Source organism: Kribbella sp. CA-294648 (assembly GCF_050943845.1).
GTDB lineage: Bacteria > Actinomycetota > Actinomycetes > Propionibacteriales > Kribbellaceae > Kribbella.
This window is the reverse complement of the sequence record NZ_CP191981.1, coordinates 7,704,564-7,727,552: the sequence shown is the minus strand read 5'-3', so window position 1 is coordinate 7,727,552 and position 22,989 is coordinate 7,704,564. Positions and strand designations below refer to the sequence as shown.

27 protein-coding genes, 3 tRNA genes and 1 pseudogene are annotated in these 22,989 nt (G+C 68.1%); 21 read left to right on the top strand and 10 right to left on the bottom strand.

Annotated features, from left to right (window positions below; translation table 11 throughout):
• Positions 1–4: 4 nt before the first annotated feature.
• A complete protein-coding gene (locus ACQPYM_RS36850; RefSeq protein ID WP_433010227.1) occupies positions 5–664 on the bottom strand; it encodes a winged helix-turn-helix transcriptional regulator in 660 nt (219 codons plus the stop codon).
• A 116-nt stretch (positions 665–780) separates the two neighbouring features.
• On the opposite strand from ACQPYM_RS36850, the gene ACQPYM_RS36845 reads away from it, so the two are divergent.
• The 3 genes from ACQPYM_RS36845 to ACQPYM_RS36835 all read left to right on the top strand — a co-directional run bounded on the left by ACQPYM_RS36845 (position 781) and on the right by ACQPYM_RS36835 (position 2,791).
• A complete protein-coding gene (locus ACQPYM_RS36845; RefSeq protein ID WP_433010224.1) occupies positions 781–1,221 on the top strand; it encodes a cupin domain-containing protein in 441 nt (146 codons plus the stop codon).
• 366 nt (positions 1,222–1,587) lie between these two features.
• The gene (locus tag ACQPYM_RS36840) at positions 1,588–2,166 is read left to right on the top strand and encodes a helix-turn-helix domain-containing protein (protein ID WP_433010221.1); all 579 of its coding nucleotides are present in this window, start codon (positions 1,588–1,590) and stop codon (positions 2,164–2,166) included.
• A 43-nt stretch (positions 2,167–2,209) separates the two neighbouring features.
• Positions 2,210–2,791, top strand: a complete 582-nt coding sequence (locus ACQPYM_RS36835; protein ID WP_433010218.1) for a dihydrofolate reductase family protein — start codon at positions 2,210–2,212, stop codon at positions 2,789–2,791.
• 148 nt (positions 2,792–2,939) lie between these two features.
• On the opposite strand, the gene ACQPYM_RS36830 is transcribed toward ACQPYM_RS36835, so the two are convergent.
• A complete protein-coding gene (locus ACQPYM_RS36830) occupies positions 2,940–3,572 on the bottom strand; it encodes a M15 family metallopeptidase (protein WP_433010215.1) in 633 nt (210 codons plus the stop codon).
• Positions 3,573–3,660: 88 nt separating this feature from the next.
• Here ACQPYM_RS36830 and ACQPYM_RS36825 point away from each other — a divergent pair, with 88 nt between their 5' ends.
• The 3 genes from ACQPYM_RS36825 (at position 3,661) to ACQPYM_RS36815 (ending at position 6,168) form a co-directional block, all read left to right on the top strand.
• The gene (locus ACQPYM_RS36825) at positions 3,661–4,323 is read left to right on the top strand and encodes a response regulator transcription factor (protein WP_433010212.1); all 663 of its coding nucleotides are present in this window, start codon (positions 3,661–3,663) and stop codon (positions 4,321–4,323) included.
• Positions 4,320–5,528 (top strand): sensor histidine kinase, encoded by a 1,209-nt coding sequence (locus ACQPYM_RS36820; protein ID WP_433010209.1) that lies wholly within the window; start codon positions 4,320–4,322, stop codon positions 5,526–5,528. Before ACQPYM_RS36825 ends, ACQPYM_RS36820 begins: the two co-directional genes overlap by 4 nt.
• A gap of 148 nt (positions 5,529–5,676) precedes the next feature.
• Positions 5,677–6,168: an N-acetyltransferase family protein gene (locus ACQPYM_RS36815; RefSeq protein ID WP_433010207.1), complete on the top strand. Its 492-nt coding sequence runs from the start codon at positions 5,677–5,679 to the stop codon at positions 6,166–6,168.
• Between the two features lie 5 nt (positions 6,169–6,173).
• Here ACQPYM_RS36815 and ACQPYM_RS36810 read toward each other — a convergent pair whose 3' ends face one another.
• Complete coding sequence (locus ACQPYM_RS36810; protein ID WP_433010204.1) at positions 6,174–7,094, bottom strand: M23 family metallopeptidase; 921 nt, start codon at positions 7,092–7,094, stop codon at positions 6,174–6,176.
• A gap of 538 nt (positions 7,095–7,632) precedes the next feature.
• A complete protein-coding gene (locus ACQPYM_RS36805; RefSeq protein WP_433023523.1) occupies positions 7,633–8,031 on the bottom strand; it encodes a hypothetical protein in 399 nt (132 codons plus the stop codon).
• On the opposite strand from ACQPYM_RS36805, the pseudogene ACQPYM_RS36800 reads away from it, so the two are divergent.
• The 6 genes and pseudogenes from ACQPYM_RS36800 to ACQPYM_RS36775 form a co-directional block, all read left to right on the top strand.
• A pseudogene (locus ACQPYM_RS36800) lies at positions 7,957–8,295 on the top strand (ATP-binding cassette domain-containing protein); the annotation flags it as partial. The gene ACQPYM_RS36805 and the pseudogene ACQPYM_RS36800 overlap by 75 nt on opposite strands.
• 19 nt (positions 8,296–8,314) lie before the next feature.
• A complete protein-coding gene (locus ACQPYM_RS36795) occupies positions 8,315–8,497 on the top strand; it encodes a DUF1684 domain-containing protein (protein WP_433010201.1) in 183 nt (60 codons plus the stop codon).
• 122 nt (positions 8,498–8,619) lie between these two features.
• Positions 8,620–8,692: transfer RNA gene (locus ACQPYM_RS36790), tRNA-Thr, on the top strand.
• Between the two features lie 50 nt (positions 8,693–8,742).
• Positions 8,743–8,816 (top strand) — tRNA-Met (locus ACQPYM_RS36785).
• A 67-nt stretch (positions 8,817–8,883) separates the two neighbouring features.
• Positions 8,884–9,051: a 50S ribosomal protein L33 gene (gene rpmG / locus ACQPYM_RS36780; protein ID WP_020388160.1), complete on the top strand. Its 168-nt coding sequence runs from the start codon at positions 8,884–8,886 to the stop codon at positions 9,049–9,051.
• A 250-nt stretch (positions 9,052–9,301) separates the two neighbouring features.
• Complete coding sequence (locus ACQPYM_RS36775; RefSeq protein WP_433010198.1) at positions 9,302–10,162, top strand: phytanoyl-CoA dioxygenase family protein; 861 nt, start codon at positions 9,302–9,304, stop codon at positions 10,160–10,162.
• A 6-nt stretch (positions 10,163–10,168) separates the two neighbouring features.
• Here ACQPYM_RS36775 and ACQPYM_RS36770 read toward each other — a convergent pair whose 3' ends face one another.
• The gene (locus tag ACQPYM_RS36770; RefSeq protein WP_433010197.1) at positions 10,169–10,927 is read right to left on the bottom strand and encodes a hypothetical protein; all 759 of its coding nucleotides are present in this window, start codon (positions 10,925–10,927) and stop codon (positions 10,169–10,171) included.
• A gap of 77 nt (positions 10,928–11,004) precedes the next feature.
• Here ACQPYM_RS36770 and ACQPYM_RS36765 point away from each other — a divergent pair, with 77 nt between their 5' ends.
• From ACQPYM_RS36765 to ACQPYM_RS36755, 3 genes are all read left to right on the top strand, one after another.
• Positions 11,005–11,427 (top strand): FAS1-like dehydratase domain-containing protein, encoded by a 423-nt coding sequence (locus ACQPYM_RS36765; protein WP_433010194.1) that lies wholly within the window; start codon positions 11,005–11,007, stop codon positions 11,425–11,427.
• A gap of 118 nt (positions 11,428–11,545) precedes the next feature.
• A complete protein-coding gene (locus ACQPYM_RS36760; protein WP_433010191.1) occupies positions 11,546–11,953 on the top strand; it encodes a MaoC/PaaZ C-terminal domain-containing protein in 408 nt (135 codons plus the stop codon).
• Positions 11,950–12,990 carry a UDP-N-acetylmuramate dehydrogenase gene (locus ACQPYM_RS36755; protein WP_433010188.1) on the top strand — a complete coding sequence of 347 codons (1,041 nt, stop codon included), beginning with the start codon at positions 11,950–11,952 and terminating at the stop codon, positions 12,988–12,990. The genes ACQPYM_RS36760 and ACQPYM_RS36755 overlap by 4 nt, the downstream gene beginning before the upstream one ends.
• 25 nt (positions 12,991–13,015) lie before the next feature.
• On the opposite strand, the gene ACQPYM_RS36750 is transcribed toward ACQPYM_RS36755, so the two are convergent.
• Positions 13,016–14,356 carry a hypothetical protein gene (locus tag ACQPYM_RS36750; protein WP_433010185.1) on the bottom strand — a complete coding sequence of 447 codons (1,341 nt, stop codon included), beginning with the start codon at positions 14,354–14,356 and terminating at the stop codon, positions 13,016–13,018.
• A 127-nt stretch (positions 14,357–14,483) separates the two neighbouring features.
• Between ACQPYM_RS36750 and ACQPYM_RS36745 the strand changes: the two genes are divergently transcribed.
• Positions 14,484–14,984 (top strand): hypothetical protein, encoded by a 501-nt coding sequence (locus ACQPYM_RS36745; RefSeq protein ID WP_433010182.1) that lies wholly within the window; start codon positions 14,484–14,486, stop codon positions 14,982–14,984.
• Between the two features lie 41 nt (positions 14,985–15,025).
• On the opposite strand, the gene ACQPYM_RS36740 is transcribed toward ACQPYM_RS36745, so the two are convergent.
• From ACQPYM_RS36740 to ACQPYM_RS36730, 3 genes are all read right to left on the bottom strand, one after another.
• The gene (locus ACQPYM_RS36740; RefSeq protein WP_433010180.1) at positions 15,026–16,393 is read right to left on the bottom strand and encodes a TrpB-like pyridoxal phosphate-dependent enzyme; all 1,368 of its coding nucleotides are present in this window, start codon (positions 16,391–16,393) and stop codon (positions 15,026–15,028) included.
• Between the two features lie 97 nt (positions 16,394–16,490).
• Positions 16,491–17,543 carry an adenosine deaminase gene (locus ACQPYM_RS36735; RefSeq protein ID WP_433010177.1) on the bottom strand — a complete coding sequence of 351 codons (1,053 nt, stop codon included), beginning with the start codon at positions 17,541–17,543 and terminating at the stop codon, positions 16,491–16,493.
• A 57-nt stretch (positions 17,544–17,600) separates the two neighbouring features.
• Positions 17,601–18,794, bottom strand: coding sequence for a pyridoxal phosphate-dependent aminotransferase (locus ACQPYM_RS36730; RefSeq protein WP_433010174.1), 1,194 nt, complete (start codon positions 18,792–18,794; stop codon positions 17,601–17,603).
• Between the two features lie 364 nt (positions 18,795–19,158).
• On the opposite strand from ACQPYM_RS36730, the gene ACQPYM_RS36725 reads away from it, so the two are divergent.
• From ACQPYM_RS36725 to rplA, 5 genes are all read left to right on the top strand, one after another.
• A tRNA-Trp gene (locus tag ACQPYM_RS36725) sits at positions 19,159–19,231 on the top strand.
• A gap of 55 nt (positions 19,232–19,286) precedes the next feature.
• Positions 19,287–19,529, top strand: a complete 243-nt coding sequence (gene secE, locus ACQPYM_RS36720; RefSeq protein WP_020388149.1) for a preprotein translocase subunit SecE — start codon at positions 19,287–19,289, stop codon at positions 19,527–19,529.
• A 58-nt stretch (positions 19,530–19,587) separates the two neighbouring features.
• Positions 19,588–20,700, top strand: a complete 1,113-nt coding sequence (gene nusG, locus ACQPYM_RS36715; protein WP_433010171.1) for a transcription termination/antitermination protein NusG — start codon at positions 19,588–19,590, stop codon at positions 20,698–20,700.
• A gap of 12 nt (positions 20,701–20,712) precedes the next feature.
• Entirely contained in the window at positions 20,713–21,144 is a 432-nt protein-coding gene (gene rplK / locus ACQPYM_RS36710; RefSeq protein WP_020388147.1) for a 50S ribosomal protein L11, read from the top strand.
• 111 nt (positions 21,145–21,255) lie between these two features.
• Positions 21,256–21,978: a 50S ribosomal protein L1 gene (gene rplA / locus ACQPYM_RS36705; protein WP_433010168.1), complete on the top strand. Its 723-nt coding sequence runs from the start codon at positions 21,256–21,258 to the stop codon at positions 21,976–21,978.
• Positions 21,979–22,383: 405 nt separating this feature from the next.
• Here rplA and ACQPYM_RS36700 read toward each other — a convergent pair whose 3' ends face one another.
• Complete coding sequence (locus ACQPYM_RS36700; RefSeq protein WP_433010165.1) at positions 22,384–22,947, bottom strand: acyl-CoA thioester hydrolase/BAAT C-terminal domain-containing protein; 564 nt, start codon at positions 22,945–22,947, stop codon at positions 22,384–22,386.
• Between the last annotated feature and the right edge of the window lie 42 nt (positions 22,948–22,989).

The window sequence follows — 22,989 nt, the reverse complement described above, 5'->3', positions numbered from 1 at the left end:
GCGGTTACGGGACGAAGTCGGCGAAGGGGCTGGTGCGGAACCAGGTTCGGAACTGGCGGGTGAGGGCCGGCGGGCCGATCAGTTCGACGCGGCCGGAGCGGAGTGCGGCCGGGTAGCCGAGGCGCTTCAGGTGGAGGTCGACCAGCGTCGCGGAGTCCGTGCGGCACACCAGGTCCTCGGCGTAGCCGCTCGGCCGGGTGCAGAGTTCGGATCGCGGCCGCCGCAGGATCATCCAGTGGTTGTCGGTCGGCCGATCGCGCAGCTCGAACCGGATGACAGTCGTACCGGCCGGAATCCGGTGCGGATCGACCAGCTTCATCGTTGCCCAGAGCACATAGGCCGGGTCGAGGTGGTGCGGCTCGATCTCCAGCCAGTGCGCCCCCCACTGACCCATCGCGTCGAGCACTGCCCGCAGTGACTGACCCATCTCGGTCAGCTCGTACGTCACCGCGCGCCCATTGACCGTACGACGCAGCACGCCGTGCCGCTCCAGGACGTCCAGACGCTGGGTCAGCAGTGCGGTGGAGATGCCGGGCGCGCCCTGACGGATCTCGTTGAACGTTCGGCAGCCGTTCAGCAGGTTGCGCACGATGATCGGCGTCCAGCGCTCGGCCAGCAGCTCAGAGCTCCTGGCGATCGGGCAGAACTGGCCGTAGTCGCGCACGTCTTCAGAGTCCGCCCGGCGACGGGGGATGGCAACTTCAGAATCTGATATTGCCGGACTGGTCTGTGAGGGCCACCGTGAAGGCACGAGCGATCTCAGCGAAGGTGGCGGAGGCAATGACCGGACAAGCGCATGTGGTGACGCCCGGAGAGGGCCGAACGGTGGACCTCGGAGTGGCGCGAATGCGGGTGCTGGCGGACAGCGCCGTCGCCGGGGCATTCTCGTTGACGGAGTTCGCGGGGACGGTCGAGGGTGCCTGGACGGTGCCGCATCTGCACCACGGTTTCGAGGAGTCGTTCTTCGTGCTGGACGGCGAGTTCACCTTCACAGTCGGCGGCGAGCCGGTGGTTGCCGGGCCGGGGACCTACATCCTGGTGCCCCGAGACACTGCGCACACGATCAGCGCGGGAGCCGGTGGCGGCCGCTTCCTGACCCTGATGGTGCCCGGCGGACTCGAGAAGATGTTCCTCGAGCTCGGCGAACTCCCGGCCAACGCGATCACGGACCCGGCCGCCCGCAAGGCGGTGTCGGCGCGGTACGACTCAGTCCCGGTCTAGCCGCGAGTGCGTTGTTCGCAGCGGAGTTCCTATCGCTGCGGCGGTGGATCAGCGGTGTGGTCGGAAGCAGCCTTCGAGGGGTCGCGTGGGGTGGGGCGGGGCCGGGATACTCGGGGGATGGAATATGTCGCCAGGGCGCCGGGGCCCCGGCTGGCGTCCATTGTTGATGACCTCTACTACCTGGCCGGCTCGCCTCCGTACCCTCGGTTCACGCTTCCGCCGATGCCGTCCGCTCTGGTGATCATCAATCTTGGGGAGCCCTTTCGGGTTGGGCATCCGGGTGGGGTTGAGGACTTTGCGGATGGGGTTGTTTGGGCTACGCCGAATACCTGGACGACGTTTGAGTACCCCCGGTACACGCGATCGGTGGGGGTGCATCTCAAGCCGTGGGGGTTGGCGCCGTTGACGGGGGTGCCGGCCGGGATGTTGGGGTTGCCGGTTTCGGTGGAGGCGGTGTGGGGTGCGGTGGCCAAGGAGTTGGCCGATCAACTGGACAGCGCGGCGTCTCCCGGAGCCATGCTGGACATCTTCGAAGGTGCGTTGGTGAATCAGCTGAGGCCGGTGGCTGGGCTTGGGTTGGTTCGGGACACGAGCGGGCTGATTGACCGGAGTGCGGGCAGTCTGTCCATCGGGAGGCTGACGGAGGCGGCTGGTGTCAGCACTACCCATCTAGCCTCGAGGTTCAAGGAACTGGTGGGGATCACGCCGAAGCGGCTGGCTCGGACGTATCGGTTTGCCGAGGTGGTGCGGTCGATCGATCCGGCCGGCGAGGTCGACTGGGCGGAGGTGGCTCATCGGGCCGGGTTTCACGATCAGTCTCATTTCAATCATGACTTGCGGCAATTCACCGGGCTCACGCCGACGGCGTACCTGGAGCTGCGTCGCCGGTTCGCCGCCGAGCATCCCGCCAGTGCTCTCGACGTCGGGCCGCTGCCGACGCTTTGATTTTCTACAAGCCAGGCGCGCGGTGGCAGGTCACCATGGGGTCATGACCAAAGTGATCATGCACACAATCGTGTCGGTGGACGGATTCATCGCGACGGACGACGACCAGGTGGGACCGCTGTTCGACTGGTTCCAGACCGGCGACGTACCGCTCTACGAGAACGAGTCGATCGCCGTCACCCAGCCGACCTACGAGTACTACCGGCCGATGCTGGACGCGATCGGCACGCTGATCGTCGGCCGGCACGTCTTCGACATGACCGATGGCTGGGGAGCCAAGCCGCCCGCGGGGGAACACTGCGTGGTCGTCTCCCACCGCCCGGCGCCCGAAGGCTGGGACCCGGAAGCGCCGTTCCACTTCGTCGACAACGTGACTGACGCCGTGCAGTTGGCCAAGGAACTCGCCGGGGACGACCGGGTCGTCTCGATCGCGGCCGGTGACGTCGGCGGGCAGATCTTCGAGGCGGGGCTGGTCGACGAAGTTGCGCTCGACGTCGTGCCGGTGGTGTTCGGCAGCGGTAAGCGGTACTTCGGTTCACTCTCGAAGCAGGTCATGCTCGAGAACCCCGACGAGGTCGTCCAGGGCGACCGCGTCCTCCACCTCCGCTTCCGCGTCCGGAAGTAGACCTCGCAGGAGCCCACACGCGTCAGGGCCAGCTCAACAACCCACGGGCATCACCAAGCCCATCCGAGCACCCGAGCAACCCGGCCACCCCCTCCGCTTTCACTCAAGCGGACGACGTGGGGGACAACTCCAACTCTGGCGAGCTCTGCTACCCGCTGTTCGTGCTGGTCTTCATTGGTGGGCATTTGGCGCCGGGGGTGGTGGCGAGTTCGAAGTGCCAGATTTCGTTGGCGAGGGTTTGGCACAGGCCGAAGCGGTTGCCTTTGCGGTTCAGCCAGTCGTCGGCGTCCGTCGGGCCGATGTCGACCGCGTTGCCCGTGACGTGGTGGGACTTGTCCGGGTCCGCGACGTACTCGGCCGCCTTCTCGCGACTCCCGTACTTCGCGATCGCCTTCCGCAGCAGCTCTTCCTGGTACTCGCGACTCCGCCACCCGGTCGTCAGATGCAGCTTGATCCCATCCCGCTCCGCCGCCCGGGCGGCATCCTGAATCGCCTTCAGCAGCTTGGGATTCAGCTTGGCCACCCCGGGCAACGAAGTGTCGTGGGGTGACGCGTTGTCCGGCAGTACGCCGTCCTCCGGGCCCGCCTTGCCGCGGTGCTTGCCGTTCGAAGTCGAGCCCGCCGAAGGTGAGTCGCCTGCCGAGGAGACCGGTTGGTCCTCGTCCAGCGAGCTGCACGCGGCCAGGCCGAAACTGATGACCGCGGCAACGATCGCGAGGGCGATCAGCGCCGTCAGCCGTTGTTCTTTCTTGCGAGCGGCAACAAGTTCGTCGGGAAGCATGGGGTCCAGCCAACAGCGCGCGACGTTGCGAGAGCGTCAGCGTTTTCCGATACGTTTTTGATAGGTCCGGCCTGCTTCAATGGGACTCATGCGGGTTCTGGTCGTGGAGGACGAGGTCTATCTCGCCGAGGCGATCCGGGCCGGGCTGCGGCTGGAGGCGATCGCCGCCGACCTCGCGTACGACGGCGCCGGCGCGCTCGACTCGCTCGCCCTGACCGAGTACGACGTGGTCGTGCTGGACCGGGACATTCCGCCACCCAACGGTGACGAGGTGTGCCGCCAGATCGTCGCGCGCGGACTGCCCTGCCGGGTGCTGATGCTCACCGCCGCAGGCGAGCTGGACGACAAGGTCAGGGGGTTCGAGGTGGGCGCCGACGACTACTTGACCAAGCCGTTCGAGTTGCGGGAGCTCGTCGTCCGGCTCCGGGCGCTGGCGCGGCGTCCCACCGTTTCGACGCCGACGGTGATCGAGTACGCCGGGGTGAGGCTCGACCCGTTCCGGCGGGAGGTGTACCGATCCGGGCACTACGTGAAGCTGAGTCGCAAGCAGTTCTCCGTCCTGGAGGTGCTGATGACGGCCAAGGGTGGCGTGATCAGTGCCGAGACGTTGCTGGAGCGAGCCTGGGACGAGAACACCGACCCGTTCAGCAACGCCGTCCGGATCACGATCTCCACCTTGCGCAAGGCGCTCGGTGATCCGTGGGTGATCCACACCGTTCCCGGCGTGGGCTACCGGATCGGCGAGTCATGAGCACGACACCCGCAGTACCGGCCGGCGCCGGCAAGCCGGCTGGGTCGAGCGCGTCGGCCGGGGCTGGCGAACCGGCTGGGTCGAGCGCGTCGGCCGGGTCCGGCTCGTCGAGCGGCGGTGCTCCGCTGGTGAGTTGGCGGCCGCGGTTGACCGTGCGGCTTCGGCTGACGCTCAGCTATGCGTTGCTGCTGGTCGTCGCGGGCGGGGTGGTCGCGGTCATCATCTACGCGGTCATGCGGTTCGTGCCGAACTATCCGCTCACCGCGGCCAACCCGCGAGACGTCGGGCCGGTGGCCACCCGAGGCGAGATTCTCGACCTGGTGGTGAAGCTGTCGGCGTACGCGATGGCGTTGCTGGCGGTGATCGGGATGGCGGGTGGCTGGATCATCGCGGGCCGGATGCTGCGGCCGTTGCAGGAGATCACCGCCGCGGCTCGGCTGGCCGCGAGTGGGTCGCTGGACCACCGGATCGGGCTGGGCGGCCGGCCCGACGAGTTCACCGAACTGTCCGACACCTTCGACGAGATGCTCGAGCGGCTGGAGCGGTCGTTCACGCAGTACCGGCGGTTCGCGGCGAACGCTTCGCACGAGCTGCGCACCCCGCACACGGTGATGAAGACGATGCTCGAGGTGGCGATCGCCGATCCCGAGCACCAGGACGTGCGGGAGCTGGCGAGCAGGTTGCACGAGACCAACCAGCGCGGGATCGACATCGTGGAGGCACTGCTGGCGCTCGCGTCGCTCGGCAACCGCAAGGTCGAGCTGGAGCCGGTCGAGCTGGCGGAGGTCGCGCGCCGGGCGGTCGAGGAGCTGCGGCCGGAGGCGGAGGCGGCGGGTGTGACGCTCACCGTGGACCTCCAGCGGACAGTTGTCGAGGGCAATGAAACCCTGTTGCGCCAGCTGATCGTCAATCTCGGCCAGAACGCGATCCGCCACAACCTCCCGAGCGGCGGTACGGCGAAGCTGACCGTGCGGTCCGGCGGGCGGCTGACCGTCGAGAACACCGGTGAGGTGCTCGAGCCGTCGATGGTCGCCACCCTGACCGAACCGTTCGCCCGCGGCGGCCGGCTCGCCCAACGCCCCGGTCGCCAAGGCGGGCACGGTCTCGGGCTGGCACTGGTAGCCGCCATCGTCACCGCCCACAACGGAACCCTCACCTTGACTCCCAGAACCCAAGGCGGCCTGACAGCCGCGCTCACCTTCTAGTCGGCCGAACGACTACGGGTCGGCTGCAGGCGCAGGCGGCGACCAGGGCTGCCGCCGGAGCCGACGTGGGGAACAACCCATCGCAGGAGCCCACGCACTTGCCGCCCCCCGGGACTCGGGTGCACCCGCGGCGGGTGAGGATGGGGGTATGGGTGAGGTTACTGTGCGGCGGGCTGTTGAGGCGGATGAGTCGGCGTTGCTGGCGATCGAGTTGACGGCGTGGGACGCCTCGTCGGGGTTTCCGTCGATGACGGCTCCCGATCGGACCACGTTCTTCAGCGAACGCAGCGGGCCGGATGCGCATCTGGTCGCCGAGGTGGACGGTGTAGTCGTCGGCTACGTGCGGTTGCAGGACAAGTACCCGTTCCCCGAGGGGGCCGGCGTCTTGTCGGTCAACGGCCTCGCGGTCGCCAACTCAGCGCGCGGGCGCGGGATCGGCTCGATCCTGCTGACCGCGGTCAGCGACGAGGCGAAACGCCGCGGCGCCCGCAAGATCACCTTGTTCGTCCACGGCACGAACACCGTCGCAAGGCGGCTTTACGAGCGCCACGGGTACGTCGTCGAGGGAACTCTTCCGCGCGAGTTCGTGATCGACGGCCAGTACGTCGACACCCACGTCCTGGCCAGACATCTGGACTGACGCGATTACGGATTGACACCGTGCTCGCTGAGCCAGGGCCTCGGGTTGACCGGGCCGTCGCCACCGGGCAGTACTTCGAAGTGCAGGTGCGGGCCGGTCGTGTTGCCGGTGACCCCGATCGAACCGACCTGGCTGCCGGCCTGGACCGAGTCGCCGACCGAGACGGTGAACTCGGACATGTGGCTGTACGACGTGACGGTGCCGTCGGTGTGCCGGACCTTCACCTGACGACCGTACGCGCCCTGGTAGTCGGCCTGGATCACTTCGCCGGCCATCACGGAGCGGATCGGCGTACCGAGCGGGGCGGCGAAGTCGAGGCCGGTGTGGTTCCGGGCCCAGCGTCCGCCGGCCTGGCCGAAGGTCGCGGTGATGCGGTAGCCAGTCGTGGGCAGGACGGCCTTGGGCGCAGCCTTCGCCGCTGCCGCAGCCTTGGCGATCGCCTCGGCCTTGGCTGCTGCCTTCGCCTTGGCGATCGCCTCGGCCTTGGCGGCGGCCGCTGCCTTGCGAGCCGCGAGCTGCTTGGCCGCAGCCAGGGCTGCGGCGCGGCGCTGGGTCAGGTGTGCGTTGGCGGCCAGCTTCGCGGCGCGGGCCTTCGCCACGGCGGCTGCCGCAGCCTGGGCCTTGCGGGTCGACTCCAGCGACAGCTCGAAGCGCGACATGTCCCGGGAGGCGAGCTCACGGCGCTCGATCCGCGCTGCGGTGATCGAGTCGAGCTGCTGGGAGCTGGTGGTGGCGGTGCCGGCCGTGGCCGGACCTGCGGTGGGGGACAGGGCGACGGCGCTGGTACCGGCGGCGGCAGCGAGAGCGGCGGTCAAACCGACCAGCTGGACGCCACGGACGGAAGAGCGACGGGTCAGGCGGTGCTTCGCCACCCGACGGGCGCCGGCCGGAGTACGACGAGGTGCCGTACGTCCTGCTTCCGACACGTCATGGTGAGGGGACACGAGAGCCTTCCAGAGTCGAGTAGCCGCCAAGGTCGTCCCCAGCGGCCCACCGACCATAACGAGGAGGTCACGAAAGGCTCAAACGCGCACTGCGACCGAATCACGAAAATCGGCTACCGCGTGTGACGGTCGGATGCCGCCGTGTCGCGCATCAGGCGTGGCCGACGGCAACAGATAGTTGAATCCGGCCGTGACGCGGATCACTCGCGTCATGCCCGGCGAAGGCCCTCATTACCCGCTATGTGCGTCCAGAATACGAGAGCTTTGTCGACCGACTTACTAAACTTTCGAACTCCTCGCATACTGCCTGTGTCGACCCTGACTGCTCTCTCTGAGCGCTCGACTCTCTGAGGTACTGGCAGTACCCACCTCGCACTGAAGTACTCGGCTCTGCGCCGAAGTACTCAGTCCATGACGGCCCGTGACGGGGACCGTCCGCAGCGCCGTGCCCGTGGATCCGCGGGCACGGCGCGCCGTCCCTGCCTGCCCCGCCGCCCGGGAGCTCTCTGTGTCGACCACCTCACTGACCTCGGCAACCGCCGCCGCCGACCCACCGCAGCACCCTGCGCCACCGGATGCCGATCTCCCCGTGATCGGCCGCCGGCACCCCCGGCGCTGGGCCGGGGTGGCCGTCGTCCTTGTATGGAACGGTTCTCGGCTTCGCGCTCGGCATCGTGATCGCCGCGCTGGGGTTGCCCAGCACCCGTTCCCGCAAGTAGTTGCCTCGGGCTACATCTGGGCGTTCCGCTCGATCGCTGATCGTCCAGCTGCTGTTCTGGTTCAACCTGGTGGTCGAGGCGGCGTCTCGGCGCAGCGCCGCAAGCGTCGCGATGTCGAGCCGATCGCGCGGGAACTGCTGGCACGGGTCGGGGTCGGCGACAAGGTCGACGTCTACCCGCGCCAGCTGTCCGGCGGGCAACAGCAACGAGTAGCCATCGCGAGGGCGCGGGCCCTGCGACCAAAGATGCTGTTGTTCGACGAACCCACCAGCGCGCTCGACCCGGAGCTTGTCGGCGATGTGCTGGAAACCATCAAGGAACTCGCCCGAAACGGTTCCACCATGGTCGTCGTGACCCACAAGATCGGCTTCGCCCGGGAGATCGCCGACACGGTGGTGTTCATGGACGGCGGCGTGATCGTCGAGGCCGGCCCCGCTGTCGTTCCACGACGAGACGAATGGTGACGAGGCGGCTGCCTGGCGCGTGGTGATCACCGGGCGCGTGCAGAGCGACCGAACTGTCGTCGTCGACTTCAACCGGGCCATCAACCTCCCCTTCGCCTTCACTCCCTTCGGCACGTGCCCCGCCCCGATCATCGGCAACCACCTGCCCCTACCGGTGACAGCAGGCGAGAAGCGTCCGGGGCCGGTCGGGAATCGGTCGTAAAACTGGTCGGAAGCACTCTGGAGAACCGGTATGCTTCTCTGGTCGGACGAGGGGTCCAGCAGGGCTCTTCCTCCCCGATTTCACATCGGGGCAGGAGACCGTGTAATCTCTCTCCTCGGCCCGCCCCTTTAGCTCAGTCGGCAGAGCGTCTCCATGGTAAGGAGAAGGTCTACGGTTCGATTCCGTAAAGGGGCTCTGAGAAACGCTGCGCCACCCGGTCCGCCGGGTGGGGCGACGGACTCTCTGGCGGGGTAGCTCAGGTGGTTAGAGCACACGGCTCATAATCGTGGTGTCGCGGGTTCGACTCCCGCCCCCGCTACCCACCATCGCGGTATCTCGAGAGCACGATCACCCAAGTTGCGTGCTCCTGAAAAGAAGAGGCAGTAATGGCCAAGGCAAGCGACGTCCGCCCGAAGATCACGCTGGCGTGCACGGTGTGCAAAGAGCGCAACTACATCACCAAGAAGAACCGGCGCAACGACCCGGACCGTCTTGAGCTGAAGAAGTACTGCGCGCGTTGCAACGACCACACGGACCACCGCGAGACCCGCTGACCTCAGCAGTCTTCCAAGAGGCCCGCTTCGCTCCGGCGAAGCGGGCCTCTTGCTGTGCCCTGACTTCCCCGGACCGCCGCCACTCACAAAGCCCGGGCGGCCGGACTCCGCTGAGTCCAGCCAAGCGCAGCCCCGGCCGGACACGTGAGGTTTGTGAGTGGCAGCGGTCCGGAGTCGTGGCGCGCTACCCATTGCATCGTTGTAGAGGCGGTGGTCACACTGGGATCCGCGACGATCTGGGAGGCAGTGGATGGGCAAGACGGGTGAGGCGGGGACGGTGGTCGAGCCGCTGACCGAGGAGAAGGTCCGGGCGGCGAAGGAGCAGATCTACGGCGACGGCATCGTCGGGTTCAAGGGCGCGTTCAGCCGGGAATGGGTCCAGAGGCTTGGCGAGGATGTCGACGTCGCGTTCCGGGAGGCGAGGGCGCGTCCCGGCGGAGCGGTGGGGCGCGGGCCGCAGCGGTACTACGTGGAGATCCATCCCGAGCAACTCCGCGGCTTCGCCGACCTGGCCGGGCATCCGTGGATCACCGCGGTCGCCGAGGCGGTGCTCGGTCCGGAGTACGAGATCGTCGAGGTCGGGTTCGATGTGCCATTGCCGGGTGCGGAGTACCAGCCATGGCATCGCGACTTCCCGATGCCGGAGGAGACCCGGGCGGAGCGCCGCCTGACCTCGCTCGCGATCAACATCACGACGGTCGACACCACCGACGAGATGGGGCCGTTCGAGATCGCGCCGGGGACACAGTGGGATGACAATGACGAGTTCGAGCACGGGATGTTCCCGCCGAAGGAGCACTACGACCGGTACCGGGAACGGGCCGTCCGCAAGTATCCGCAGATGGGCGACATCTCGATTCGCTCGGCGCTGACGATCCATCGCGGTACCAAGAACCGCTCGCAGCTGTCCCGGCCGGTGCTGGTCTTCGGGCTGGACGCTCCCGGGGCAGGCAACGCCGAACGGCACGACCTGGCCGTCACCAAGGACTACTGGGAGACGCTGCCGCAGTCGATCCGCGACCACCTGCACTGCCCGATCGTGGACGAGCTGGTCCCGATCAACCAGAAGCACACGATCGAGGGTCTCGTGATGGGCGACGCCGAGAGCTGACGGCCCTCAGACAGTGAGGATCGGCCGGCCGCCCTCGTAGGCACGCAGCCGGTCCTCCCGCGGTGTCAGGCAGCAGGAGCCGCAGAGAGCGCCGCAGCCTTTAGTGCTCGTGTAGTAGAGGCAGCAGGTGTTGCGGAGGTAGACGAGCTTGCCGGCGGCTTCGGTGACCTCGCCCAGGCGGTCCAGCCCGCCGGGAGCTCCGGTGACGAAGGTCTGCCAGCGTTCGAGGAGGTACGACGGGGCTACCGTCTCCTCCTCGCGAGTGGCCGCGCAGAACGCCATCGCGCAACCTGCGGCGACTCCGCCGTGCAGCTGGCGCAGGCCTGCCCGGGTGCGGCGGTGGAGCTCTGCCGAGAGGGGGAGCAGGTGCTGCGTCAGCACCACGTCGTGCAGGGTCTGCAGGCCGCCGGGGAGGAAGCGGGCGGAGCGGATCGCGACCGAGGCGAGTCCGTGGCCGTCGTGGGGCTTCACCCAGAGGTTGGCCGGGCGGATGTCGAGGACGCGGCCTTCGAGGGCCCAGAGGAGTAGTGCGGTGGCCGGCGCGCGGCCCGCGTAGAACGACATCAGGCTCAGCGCGTTCGCGTGGGCCGAGACGTGGTCGCTCGCCTCGTGGTCGCGTTTGAGCAGCTCGGTCAGCTCGGGACCGTCCGGTTCGAGCAGCCGGTCGACCCGCAGCCAGTCGTCCCCGGTGGGCTCCCCGATCTCCAGCCCGTACCTCGGGGCGAAACGACCCAAGGCGGCCACCCCCGCACGTCCTGCCGTCACACGTCCAACCTTTCCATCTCTCGGGAAGGAGTGGGTGGCGGCACTCAGTCGAAAGTCTGCCAGTAGTGTTACGGGATATGACGATCGACGCCACGATGGTCGGCCGGAGCTATGCGGCCGCCGAGTCCTATCAGGTCGGCCGGGAGAAGATCCGGGAGTTCGCCGACGCGATCGGCGACCCCAACCCGGCGTACCGGGGGGACGACGCCGTCGCGCCGCCGACCTTCGCCTTCATGGTCGCCAACTCGGCGCTGATCGAACTGCTCGGCGACGCCGAACTCGGGCTGCGGCTGGACCGGATCGTGCACGGCGCGCAGAAGTTCAGCTACACCCGCCCGATCAAGGCCGGCGACGAGATCGCCGCGACCGCCACCATCACCACCGTGCGCAAGGCCGGTGACGTCGAGGTGATCATGTACGAAACCGCCCTGACCACCGTCGACGGCGACCCGATCGCCACCTCCACCTCGACGATCTCCCACAACCGGGCGGAAGGATGAGAGCTGTGCTTTTGGCCTCGCCTCCGGCTCGGCGGGTCATGGGGCTGAACTCCCGGCCTTCCCTCGTCGCTCCGGTCGCTTCGCTCCCTCCACTCCTCAGTCCAGGCCGGGAGGCCCCATGACCGTCGTCGAACCCGGTATGGAATTGCCGCCGTTGACCGTCACCCTGCGGCGTGAGGACCTGGTCCGGTACGCCGGGGCGAGTGGGGACTTCAACCCGATCCACTGGAGCGACCGGATGGCGGCTGCTCTCGGGCTGCCCGGTGTGATCGCGCACGGCATGCTCACGATGGCCAGCGCGGCCCGTGTCGTCACCGACTGGCTGGACGACCCGGCCGACCTGGTCGAGTACGGCGTCCGCTTCACCAAACCCGTCGTCGTACCGGATGACGACAAGGGTGCCACCGTCACCTTCTCGGCGAAGGTCGACAAGGTCACCGACGGGCTGGCCGAGATCGACATCACCGCGCTGGCCGGCGAGGAAAAGGTGCTCGGCCGCGCCCGGGCGGTCGTGCGCGTCTCGTGAGTACTCCCGTTGTGTCCGAGGACGTCCGGCTGGCGAACTTCACCACGCTGAGGATCGGCGGCCCGGCCGAGCGTCTGGTCGAGGTCACCACCGAGCAGGACCTGATCGACGCGATCCGAGAGGCCGACGCCGCTGCTCAGCCGGTTCTGCTGCTGTCCGGCGGCAGCAACATGGTGATCGGCGACGAGGGTTTCCGCGGCACCGTGATCAAGGTCGCCACCCGCGGGATCCGGCCCGACGCGGACGCGTGCTCCGGCGCGATGGTCCACGTCCAGGCCGGCGAGGACTGGGACGTGGTCGTCCGGCACGCGATCGCTGAGGAGTGGAGCGGTCTCGAGTCGATGTCCGGCATCCCCGGGCTGGCAGGCTCGACGCCGGTCCAGAACGTCGGCGCCTACGGGCACGAGGTGGCCGAGACGATCGCCTCGGTGCGGGTCTGGGACCGGGTCGACAACGCAGTACGGACGATCTTCGCCGCCGACTGTGGCTTCTCCTACCGCAGCTCACGCTTCAAGGAAGACCCCAGCCGGTACGCCGTCCTGGAGGTCGCCTTCCAGTTGCCACTCGGTGACCTGTCGGCCCCGATCGGGTACGCCGAACTGGCCCGGGTGCTCGATGTCGAGCCGGGCTCGCGCGCTCCGATGACCGAGGTGCGCGAGGCCGTGCTCGGGTTGCGCCGGAGCAAGGGCATGGTGCTGGACGAGGCCGACCACGACACCTGGAGTGCCGGGTCGTTCTTCACCAACCCACTGCTCGACACCGCGGCCGAAGTACCGGCTGGTGCGCCGCAGTGGCCGCAGCCGGACGGGCGGGTGAAGACCAGCGCGGCCTGGCTGATCGAGCACGCGGGAGTCGCCAAGGGGTTCGCGATCGGCGACGCCGCGGTCTCCAGCAAGCACACGCTCGCCCTCACCAACCGCGGCAACGCCACCTCGAAGGAGCTGCTGGCGCTGGCGACCCACGTCCGCAACCAGGTCCACCACGCCTTCGGCATCACCCTGGTCAACGAGCCCGTCCTGGTGAACTGCAGCCTCTGAGGTCCGCAGCCTCAGACGTCTGGGCCTAGGCGTTGACCTTGCTGGTCGCCTGTTCCAGGGGGTCGCGGACGGTGGCCGGGAAGCGGACGAACTCGCGGATCGCCTGATGCAGCACCTGCGCCTTGGGGTCCTCGGCGTACTGCGTCGTCCGGGTCAGCGCGGCCACCTCGCTGACCCGGTGGATCAACGGACGCATCCGGTACTCCGTTTTGGTGGCGAGCACCGGCGTCAGGCACTCCCTTGCGCCGTCGAGCTCACCCAGCAGGAGATGCGCCTTCACCTGCTGCAACCGGACCATCCGCTCCGAACCCGGGTTGCGCACCGCATGCGGCGCCTGCTCGAACAGGCTGACACTGCGATCGGCGTGCTCCAGCGTCAGCCGTGGCTCCCCGAGTGCCAGGTGGGTGTCCGACCAGAGGCCGGCGGCGCGTTCCGGCGTACAGAGGAAGACGCCACCGACTTCGGGGACGGCGCTGTCGGGTGTGGTGCGCTTGGCCTGGTCGAGCGCTTCCCGTGCCTCGTCGGTCCGGCCTGCCCGGGCCAGATCGAGGGCCGCGGCGGAGGCCAGGAACAGTGCTGAGCTGCCGGCGGCGTACTGGAGGCCGTCCTGGGCGAACTCGGCGGCGTGCTCCACATCGTCCTGCCAAAAGGCCACGGTGTGCTGAGTGGCCCGGACCCAGGCACGGAGCTCGTTGTAGCCGGAGGCGTCGGCACAGGCCCAGGCCGTCCGGGTATGGCTCTCGGCGACGTCCGGGCGGCCCAGGTCCACCGCCATCCAGCCGAGCATGGTGAGGGCCCAGCCGGCGGCGGCGTACAGGTCTCGGGTCTGTTGGGGAGGCTGGCGGCCGGACAGCAGCCGGAAGGCTCGGTCCCGGATGGCCACGCTGCGCTGGAACAACGGCTTGGTCGGCACCTTCAGGTAGTTCTGGGCGATCCGCTGGATGTCGGCGTGCAACTGCTCCACGGTGAGGCCGCCGACGTTCGACTCCTCGGCCAGCGCGAGCAGCGAGATCGACTCGTCGCCGGAGTCGATCAGCTCGTCCTCCATCCCGGCCATCGAGCAGCTGGTCCCTTCTGGGCACAGCGGCCCCGGCCCGCCGGCCTGGGTGAAGCCCAGTTCGCTGTCGGTGGCAACGTTCAGCACCTGGCGGAGTCCCGCCCGGTACGCCGCACCCGGCCAGCGCACCGCGCCACGTTCGAGCTTGGCGATGTAGTGCCCGTCCAGCTCGTACCTCGTGTCGGTGGTCGCCCAGAGCCAGGCGCAGACCGCCTCGGCAAGTTCCGCGCGGGACATGTGGGCGCCCGGCGTACTGGGCGACGGAGTCCGTTCGCGGGCGGCTCGCAACAACTCGTTCGGCTCTGACATGGCCGTAACTGTAGGTGTCCGGACACGCTCCGCGATGCCCTTCAGGGCCGCTGTGGACCAGCTGCCCCAAGTTGCCCCGAGATGCCCCGATTCCCTGCCCCGCTTGGCGTCCTGGCTAGGGTGAGGCATGCCCGAACCCGTCACCACGCTGCCCGCCGAGTTGTCGTTGTTCGGCCGTGCGGAGGAGGCGTTCGCGTTGCTGGAGACCTTCCTCGAGGTCGCCCGGCCGCGGATCGGCTCGGCGGTGCTCGATCCGGTTCTGCTCGCGCTGCCGGACGAGATGACCGACGATCGCGCGGTGGTGCAGGAGCTGATAGGTGCCATCGACAACGAGCCGCCGCCGAAGCGACGGTTGCTGACGACCACCGAACGCGGGTACGACCTCGACGACGAGCAGGCCCGGTGGGACTTCACCAGGCTCGCCTATTGCTCGCCGCTGGCAACAGTGTGGAGCGCAGGGCGCAGTACGACGTACTTCGAGGCAGTTCGCGCCAGTGCGACGTACTGGTTGCCGGAGAGCCTCAAGGCGCAGTACTTCGATGCCATCACCGCCAAGGGCTGGGCGATCCCCGCGGACTGGCTGTCAGCCGTCGCGAAGACCCCCAAGCCCTGGTGGCGACGCTTCTGAGGGCCGGTGCTTCTGAGGGGCAGCGCTTCTGAGGGGAGGCGCTAGACGGCGGGTAGCCGCTCGAGGGCCTTGGCGACGGAGGCCTGCAGGTCGGCGTCGTCCCAGGCCTTGTCGGTCATCGCGCCGGACAGATAGGCGTCGTACGCCGCCAGGTCGAGGTGACCGTGTCCGCACAGTGCCGTCAGGATCACCTTCTCCTCGCCGGACTCCTTGCAGCGTTGGGCTTCGTCGATCGCGGCGGCCAGCGCGTGGGTGGGTTCCGGCGCGGGCACGATGCCCTCGGAGCGGGCGAACAGCACCCCGGCCGCGAAACACTCCGACTGCCCCTTGGCGATCGCCTCGATCTCGCCGGTCTCGTACAGGTGGCTGATCAGCGGGCTCATCCCGTGGTACCGCAGGCCGCCGGCGTGGATCGGGTCCGGGACGAAGTCGTGGCCGAGGGTGTGCATCTTCATCAGCGGCGTCATCCCGATCGTGTCGCCGAAGTCGTAGGCGTAGGTGCCCTGGGTCAGCGTCGGGCAGGCCTGCGGCTCCACCGCGCGGACGACGGGGGCCATCCGCCCCGCCCACTTCTCCCGCAGGAAGGGGAAGGCGAGGCCGCCGAAGTTCGAGCCGCCGCCGGTGCAGCCGACCAGCACGTCCGGGGTCTTACCGACCATCGCGAGCTGGATCAGCGCTTCCTCGCCGATGATCGTCTGGTGCAGCAGCACGTGGTTGAGCACGCTGCCGAGCGCGTAGTGCACGTCCGGGTCCTGAACCGCCATCTCGACCGCTTCACTGATCGCGATGCCGAGCGATCCGGTGGAGTCGGGGTTCTCGGCCAGGATCTGCCGGCCGGCCGCGGTGAGGTCCGACGGGCTCGGGTGCACGGTCGCGCCGAAGACCTCCATCATCGTCCGCCGGTACGGCTTCTGGTCGTACGACGCCCGCACCTGCCAGACCTCACACTCCAGCCCGTACTGCGCGCACGCGAACGCGAGCGCCGTGCCCCACTGACCGGCACCCGTCTCGGTGGTGAGCTTCCGGACGCCGGACTTCGCGTTGTAGTACGCCTGCGGTACGGCGGTGTTCGGCTTGTGCGAGCCGGCGGGGGAGACGCCCTCGTACTTGTAGTAGATCCGGGCCGGCGTATCGAGCGCCTTCTCCAGCCGGTGCGCCCGGTAGAGCGGACTCGGCCGCCACAGCCGGTACACGTCGAGCACCTCGCCGGGGATGTCGATGTACTGCTCCTGCGAGACCTCCTGCAGGATCAGGTCCATCGGAAACAGCGGAGCCAGATCATCCGGCCCCACCGGCTGCCCTGTACCCGGATGCAGCACCGGCGGCGGTGGCGTCGGCAGATCGTGCAGCACGTTGTACCAGCGGGTAGGCAACTCGTCCTCAGGCAACAGGATCTTCGTCGGCGTCATGACGCAAAGTTAGGCCCGCGCCCAGCCTGCCGCAATGCCCTCCAGGTGCACCTGGCAAGCACTTCTTGTGCACTCGCCGGGCTGCGGTCGTCGAGGGTTAGGCCGATACCGGGGTCGAGGCGACGGATGTCTCGGTTACGCCTAACCACTGGTCGATCTCGGTGAGCAGCGCTTTCTGAACGTCGGGTGGTGCTGTTGAGGCGAGGACGGAGCCTCGGGCCAGGCCGGCGAGTTCTTCGTCGGTGAAGGCGTGGACGCTGCGGGCTGTCTCGTACTGTTCTGCGAGGCGGGAACCGAACAGCAGCGGGTCGTCGGCGCCCAGGGCGATCTTCGCGCCTGCTTCGTACAGCTGGCGCAACGGCACGTCCTCAGGTCGGCGGTAGACGCCCAGCGAGACGTTGGACGCCGGGCAGACCTCCAGTGCGACTCCGGCGTCGACTATGCGCTTCAGCAGGTCCGGATCCTCGACCGAACGCACTCCGTGACCGATCCGCCCGGCGCCGAGCTCGTCGAGACAGGTCCGCACAGTCGCCGGACCACACAGCTCACCACCATGCGGTACTGCGAGCAGCCCTGCCTGCCGCGCGATCCGGAAAGCAGCGGCGAACTCGGACGTAGTACCGCGGCGCTCGTCGTTGGACAGGCCGAACCCGACCACCCCGCGCCCGACGTACTGCGCTGCCAGCCGGGCCAGCGTCCTCGCGTCGAGCGGGTGTCTGGTGCGGTTGGCCGCGATCACCACCTGGACGGCGATCCCGGTGCTCGCGGCGGCGTCACGCGCTGCGTCGAGGACCAGGTCGGTGAACTCGGTGATGCCGCGGAAGCGGCTGGCATAGCCGGACGGATCGACCTGGATCTCGAGCCAGCGGGAGCCGTCCGCGCGATCGTCCTCGGCGGCCTCGCGGACCAGGCGGCGGACGTCCTCCTCGGTGCGCAGTACGGACCGGGCGACGTCGTACAGGCGCTGGAAGCGGAACCAGCCGCGCTCGTCGGCGGCGGACAGGTCAGGCGGCCACTCGGTGCGCAGCGCGTCCGGGAGCCGGACCCCGTGCTTGTCGGCCAGCTCGACCAGGGTGAGGTGCCGCATCGACCCGGAGAAGTGCAGGTGCAGGTGGGTCTTGGGCAGCAGCCGCAGGTCCCGATCCGTCATTACAGAAGGTTACCGACAGACCGCCCAGGGAAGAAACCGGGCGGTCTGCCGGGAAGCTCAGCTCAGCAGCTTGGCGATCCGGGAGACGCCCTCGGTCAGGTCGGCGTCGCCCAGGGCGTAGGACAGCCGCAGGTAGCCGGGAGCGCCGAACGCCTCGCCCGGTACAACCGCGACCTCGGCCTCGTCGAGGATGATCGCAGCCAGCTCGGCCGAGGTGTTCGCCACCTTGCCGTTGATCTCCTTGCCGAACACACCCTTCACCGACGGGTACGCGTAGAACGCCCCGGTCGGCTCCGGACACTCGACGCCCGGGATGTCGTTCAGCATCTGGACCATCGTCTTGCGGCGCCGGTCGAAGGCCACCTTCATCTCGTCCACCGCGCTCAGGTCACCGGTCAGAGCGGCGATCGCGGCGCGCTGGGCGACGTTGCAGACGTTGGAGGTCTGGTGCGACTGCAGGTTCGTCGCGGCCTTGATGACGTCCTTCGGGCCGATCATCCAGCCGACCCGCCAGCCGGTCATCGCGTACGTCTTGGCCACCCCGTTCAGGACGACGGTCTGGTCCGCCAGCTCCGGTACGACGACCGGCAGCGAGGTCGACTTGGTGTCGCCGTAGGTGAGGTGCTCGTAGATCTCGTCGGTGATCACCCAGATGCCGTGCTCCAGCGCCCAGCGGCCGATCGCCTCGACCGCCTCCGGGGTGTCCACCGCGCCGGTCGGGTTGGACGGCGAGCAGAACAGCAGCGCCTTGGTCTTCTCGGTCCGGGCCGCCTCGAGCTGCTCGACGGTGACCAGGTAGTTCTGGCTCTCGTCGGCCAGCACCTCGACCGGCACGCCGCCGGCCAGCTGGATCGCCTCCGGGTAGGTGGTCCAGTACGGCGCGGGCAGCAGCACCTCGTCGCCCGGGTCGAGCAGCGTCGCGAACGTGTTGTAGACCGCGTGCTTGCCGCCGTTGGTGACGAGCACCTGGCTCGCCTCGATCTCGTACCCCGAGTCCCGCTTCGTCTTCGCGACGATGGCCTGCTTCAGCTCCGGCAGACCACCCGCCGGGCTGTAGCGGTGGTTCTTCGGATCGCGGGCCGCCTCGACGGCGGCCTCGACGATGTAGTCGGGGGTCGGGAAGTCCGGCTCACCGGCGCCGAAGCCGATCACCGGGCGCCCGGCCGCCTTCAGGGCCTTCGCCTTCGCGTCGACAGCGAGGGTGGCCGATTCACTGATTGCACCGATACGTGCGGAGATGCGGGAGACCATGGCTCCCATCCTGGCACTGGTCACCCGGCGCTGACATCTCGGTATCGCCTGGTGACCGGAACGCCGCCCGAAACGGCCGCCGAACGCCTGACCCGCGACCGTGGCCCGACCGTGGCCGGGTGGCGGCCGGAACTGTGGACCGGCCCCCCGCGTTGGCAGCTGCGTGGAGACGGTAAGGTTCTGCCCGCAGTACGACGTCCGGCCGAAGGCCCACGGGAGTTCGGCGCCGTGGCGGGGACCGGGAGCACCCTGGGGCTCAGTTCGACCAGGTGGCCCTGACCCCGTACACTCTTCTAGTCCGGGCGTAGATGGCCCTGACTCGGCATGCCCGAGATCAGGTCCAGCGGCGTCTGGAACTTTGCAGAGGGCACTAGCTCAACTGGCAGAGCATCGGTCTCCAAAACCGAAGGTTGGGGGTTCAAGTCCCTCGTGCCCTGCAAATCCTGACCGGTACCAAGCCGGCCAGGCCGCCGCTAGCGAAAGAGGTAGGTCGTGACGGAGACGCGCACCCCGGCACCGTCCGGCGCCGGCAAGCCTGCGGAGAGCAAGTCGGGCAACCGGCTGCTGCGCTTCTACCGCCAGGTGGTTGCCGAGCTCCGCAAGGTGGTCTGGCCGACCCGCAAGCAGCTGTCCACCTACTTCGTGGTCGTGCTGACCTTCGTGGTGTTCGTCATCGCGATCGTGTCGGTGCTCGACCTCGCCTTCGGCTGGGCGATGTTCAAGATCTTCGGCTGACGCTCCAGCCGATCGAACCACCTGCCGGAGCCCACCGGTTCCACCACCCGATGCACAGATGACGGAGTACAACGTGTCCGACCAGCGCGACGACGAGGTCCTCGACTCCGGGGGCGAGTTCGACGTATCCGCTGACTCCGACGACGACCTCGATCTCGACTTGGGTTTCGACGACTCCGACGACGATGACGATGACGACGACCTGTTCGCGGACCTCGAGGTCGAGGTCGACGCCGACGAGGACGACGTACCGGTGGCGGCCGACAGTGAGTACGTCGCCGACGACGACGCCGAGGAAGGCGCCGCGGACACCGACGACTCCGACGACGAGCCGGTGGTGGTGGTAGCCGCCGCCGACTCCGACGACGACACGGACGACGACGAGGTGGCTGCCACCGACGACGTCGAGGACGCGACCGACGAGCCGGCCGACGAGGCCGTTGCCGCCGTCAGCGCCGACTCCGACGAGAACGACTCCGACGAGAACGACTCCGACGAGAACGACTCCGACGACGAAGCCGAGGACGAAGAGGTCGAGCCGGCTGAGCCGGGCGACCCGCTGGAGGAGCTGCGCGCCACGCTGCGCTCCCAGATCGGCGACTGGTACGTGGTGCACACCTACTCAGGGATGGAGAACCGGGTCAAGGGCAACCTGGAGAACCGGATCAACTCCCTGAACATGGAGGACTACATCTTCGAGATCGTCGTGCCGACCGAAGAGGTCGCCGAGATCAAGAACGGGCAGCGCCGGATGGTGAAGCGCACCGTGCTTCCCGGCTACGTGCTGGTCCGGATGGACCTGACGGACGAGTCCTGGTCGACCGTGCGGCACACGCCGTCGGTGACCGGCTTCGTCGGGAACAGCCAGAAGCCCGTCCCGCTCAGCCTCGAAGAGGTCGAGAAGATGCTCGCCCCGGCCGTCGTGGCGGCGGCCGAGGCAGCGGCAGCCGAGACCGGCGCCGCCCCCACCAAGACCGCGGCCAAGAAGAAGGTCGAGGTCGCCGACTTCGGTGTGGGCGACTCGGTCATGGTCGTCGACGGGCCGTTCGCGACCCTGCACGCCACCATCACGGAGATCAATGCCGACGCCCAGCGGATCAAGGCGCTGGTGGAGATCTTCGGCCGGGAGACCCCGGTGGAACTCAGCTTCAGCCAGATCCAGAAAGTCTAAGGACCCGAGACAATGCCTCCCAAGAAGAAGATCGCTGCCCTCGTGAAGGTGCAGCTCCAGGCCGGCGCCGCGACGCCGGCCCCGCCGGTCGGTACCGCGCTCGGTCCGCACGGCGTCAACATCATGGAGTTCTGCAAGGCGTACAACGCCCAGACGGAGTCCATGCGCGGAAACGTCGTGCCGGTCGAGATCACCATCTACGAAGACCGCTCCTTCACGTTCATCACCAAGACGCCGCCGGCGCCGGAGATGATCAAGAAGGCCGCGGGCCTGCAGAAGGGTTCGGCCGTCCCGCAGAAGGACAAGGTCGGCAAGATCACCAAGGACCAGGTCCGCGAGATCGCCACCACCAAGATGCCGGACCTGAACGCCCGCGACATCGACGCCGCGATGAAGATCATCGAGGGCACCGCCCGTTCCATGGGCGTCACGATCGAGAAGTAGTACCTCTTTCCGGTTCACCTCGGTGAACCTGCAGGAGTGGAAGGGCGAGAAGTTCGCCCGTCATCACCACACCGGACGATGACCAAGCGTCCGTACACAGGAGAAAAAGAAATGGCACAGCGCAGCAAGAGCTACCGCGCGATCGCGGAGAAGATCGACTTCGACCACCTGTACTCCCCGCTCGAGGCGATCCGTTTCGCCAAGCAGGGTGCGACCGGCAAGAAGTTCAACTCGACCATCGACGTCGCGATGCGGCTCGGAGTCGACCCCCGCAAGGCCGACCAGATGGTCCGCGGCACCGTGAACCTTCCGCACGGCACCGGCAAGACGGCACGGGTCCTCGTCTTCGCCACCGGTGAGAAGGCCGAGGCCGCACTGGCCGCCGGCGCCGACTACGTCGGTGACGACGACATGATCAAGAAGGTCACCGACGGCTGGCTCGACTTCGACGCCGTCGTCGCCACCCCGGACATGATGGGCAAGGTCGGCCGGCTCGGTCGCGTCCTCGGCCCGCGTGGCCTGATGCCGAACCCGAAGACCGGAACGGTCACCCCGGACGTGACGAAGGCTGTCACCGACATCAAGGGCGGCAAGATCGAGTTCCGCGTCGACCGGCACGCGAACCTGCACTTCATCATCGGCAAGGTCTCCTTCGACGAGGCCCAGCTGGTGGAGAACTACAGCGCCGCACTGGAGGAGATTCTCCGGCTGAAGCCCTCCAGCTCCAAGGGCCGCTACATCAAGAAGACCGTCTTCTCGACGACGATGGGCCCCGGCGTTCAGGTCGACCCGAACGCCACCCGCAACCTCCTCGAGGAAAACGCCGAGGCCTGATCCTCAGCAGCTCCTCTCTGAACGGCCCCGGTCTTTTGACCGGGGCTGTTTTGCGTCGTACTGCGAACAGCACCCACGCCTCCCTGCGCTGCTCGCTCCTTCGTCGCTCGCTGCTCCGGGTGCTCCCGCCCACCCTTCTGTGAGTGCGCGCGGGCTCCTGCGTCGCCAGCTTGGTGAGGGCGGGGCGGGCGGGTGATTCGCTCGTGGTGGGTGCGCGGGGCTCCTGCCTCGTCCTGCTTGGTGAAGGCGAGGTGTGGCAGCTGATCTGCGTGGGCTGGCCGCGCGTGTTCACCCCGCGGGCCGTGTGCTCGGTCCTTCGGCGGTTGCTGCTTCGGTCGCTGGTGGAAGAGTTGTGAACCGACACCCGACGGCAGTGCGCTCCTGGCCCGACCGGAAAGGCTGAGGTCAGTGCAGGTTCAGGGCTTTGCGTATCGCTGGCCAGGCTAGTGCGCCGAGGCGTTTCGGTGCGTTGGGGTCGCCTCCTACGAGGTAGGGGCGGGCCGAGTTCGCTGGGAGCTCTCCCGGGAGGGTGATCGGGTGGCCGGCTGTTGGGTCCTCGACTATGGCTGTGTCCAGGCCGTGCGCCGTTCGAGTTTCTGCGATGGCGCGTGCGTGGGACACGCTCGGCCACACCTGATCGTCACCACCTGCGACGAGAACCAGGTCACCGAGGAAGCGTTCGGCGGGGATCCGGGCGGCCTGGACGGTCGCGGCGTCTGCGATCTCCCGGCTGCGCGCGTAGTACGGAGCAAACGCCGGTATCGGGCGGTCGGGCACCCAGGTGCGGTCGAGTGGAATGAAGGGCAGCGGTTCGCCGTGCCAGGTCCACTTGCTTCGGCGAAGGTCGGCATCGTTTTGGTGATGGCCTTCCCAGACCACATCCGTCGGGGCCAGGGCGACGACAGCAGTGATTCTTGGATCCCGTACCGCCGTGAGGAGTGCTGCTTCGGCGCCGTAGGACAAGCCCATCACTGCGAGGCGATCGCATTCGGGCGCGAATAGATCGAGTGC

Coding starts and splice junctions, on each gene's coding strand:
- nusG (WP_433010171.1), top strand. CDS start 19,588: ATGACGGAGTACAACGTGTCCGACCAGCGCGACGACGAGGTCCTCGAC.
- ACQPYM_RS36735 (WP_433010177.1), bottom strand. CDS start 17,543: ATGACGGATCGGGACCTGCGGCTGCTGCCCAAGACCCACCTGCACCTG.
- ACQPYM_RS36700 (WP_433010165.1), bottom strand. CDS start 22,947: ATGGGCTTGTCCTACGGCGCCGAAGCAGCACTCCTCACGGCGGTACGG.
- rplK (WP_020388147.1), top strand. CDS start 20,713: ATGCCTCCCAAGAAGAAGATCGCTGCCCTCGTGAAGGTGCAGCTCCAG.
- ACQPYM_RS36760 (WP_433010191.1), top strand. CDS start 11,546: ATGACCGTCGTCGAACCCGGTATGGAATTGCCGCCGTTGACCGTCACC.
- ACQPYM_RS36820 (WP_433010209.1), top strand. CDS start 4,320: ATGAGCACGACACCCGCAGTACCGGCCGGCGCCGGCAAGCCGGCTGGG.
- rpmG (WP_020388160.1), top strand. CDS start 8,884: ATGGCCAAGGCAAGCGACGTCCGCCCGAAGATCACGCTGGCGTGCACG.
- ACQPYM_RS36835 (WP_433010218.1), top strand. CDS start 2,210: ATGACCAAAGTGATCATGCACACAATCGTGTCGGTGGACGGATTCATC.
- ACQPYM_RS36775 (WP_433010198.1), top strand. CDS start 9,302: ATGGGCAAGACGGGTGAGGCGGGGACGGTGGTCGAGCCGCTGACCGAG.
- ACQPYM_RS36730 (WP_433010174.1), bottom strand. CDS start 18,794: ATGGTCTCCCGCATCTCCGCACGTATCGGTGCAATCAGTGAATCGGCC.
- ACQPYM_RS36815 (WP_433010207.1), top strand. CDS start 5,677: ATGGGTGAGGTTACTGTGCGGCGGGCTGTTGAGGCGGATGAGTCGGCG.
- ACQPYM_RS36745 (WP_433010182.1), top strand. CDS start 14,484: ATGCCCGAACCCGTCACCACGCTGCCCGCCGAGTTGTCGTTGTTCGGC.
- ACQPYM_RS36740 (WP_433010180.1), bottom strand. CDS start 16,393: ATGACGCCGACGAAGATCCTGTTGCCTGAGGACGAGTTGCCTACCCGC.
- ACQPYM_RS36830 (WP_433010215.1), bottom strand. CDS start 3,572: ATGCTTCCCGACGAACTTGTTGCCGCTCGCAAGAAAGAACAACGGCTG.
- rplA (WP_433010168.1), top strand. CDS start 21,256: ATGGCACAGCGCAGCAAGAGCTACCGCGCGATCGCGGAGAAGATCGAC.
- ACQPYM_RS36845 (WP_433010224.1), top strand. CDS start 781: ATGACCGGACAAGCGCATGTGGTGACGCCCGGAGAGGGCCGAACGGTG.
- ACQPYM_RS36750 (WP_433010185.1), bottom strand. CDS start 14,356: ATGTCAGAGCCGAACGAGTTGTTGCGAGCCGCCCGCGAACGGACTCCG.
- ACQPYM_RS36825 (WP_433010212.1), top strand. CDS start 3,661: ATGCGGGTTCTGGTCGTGGAGGACGAGGTCTATCTCGCCGAGGCGATC.
- ACQPYM_RS36765 (WP_433010194.1), top strand. CDS start 11,005: ATGACGATCGACGCCACGATGGTCGGCCGGAGCTATGCGGCCGCCGAG.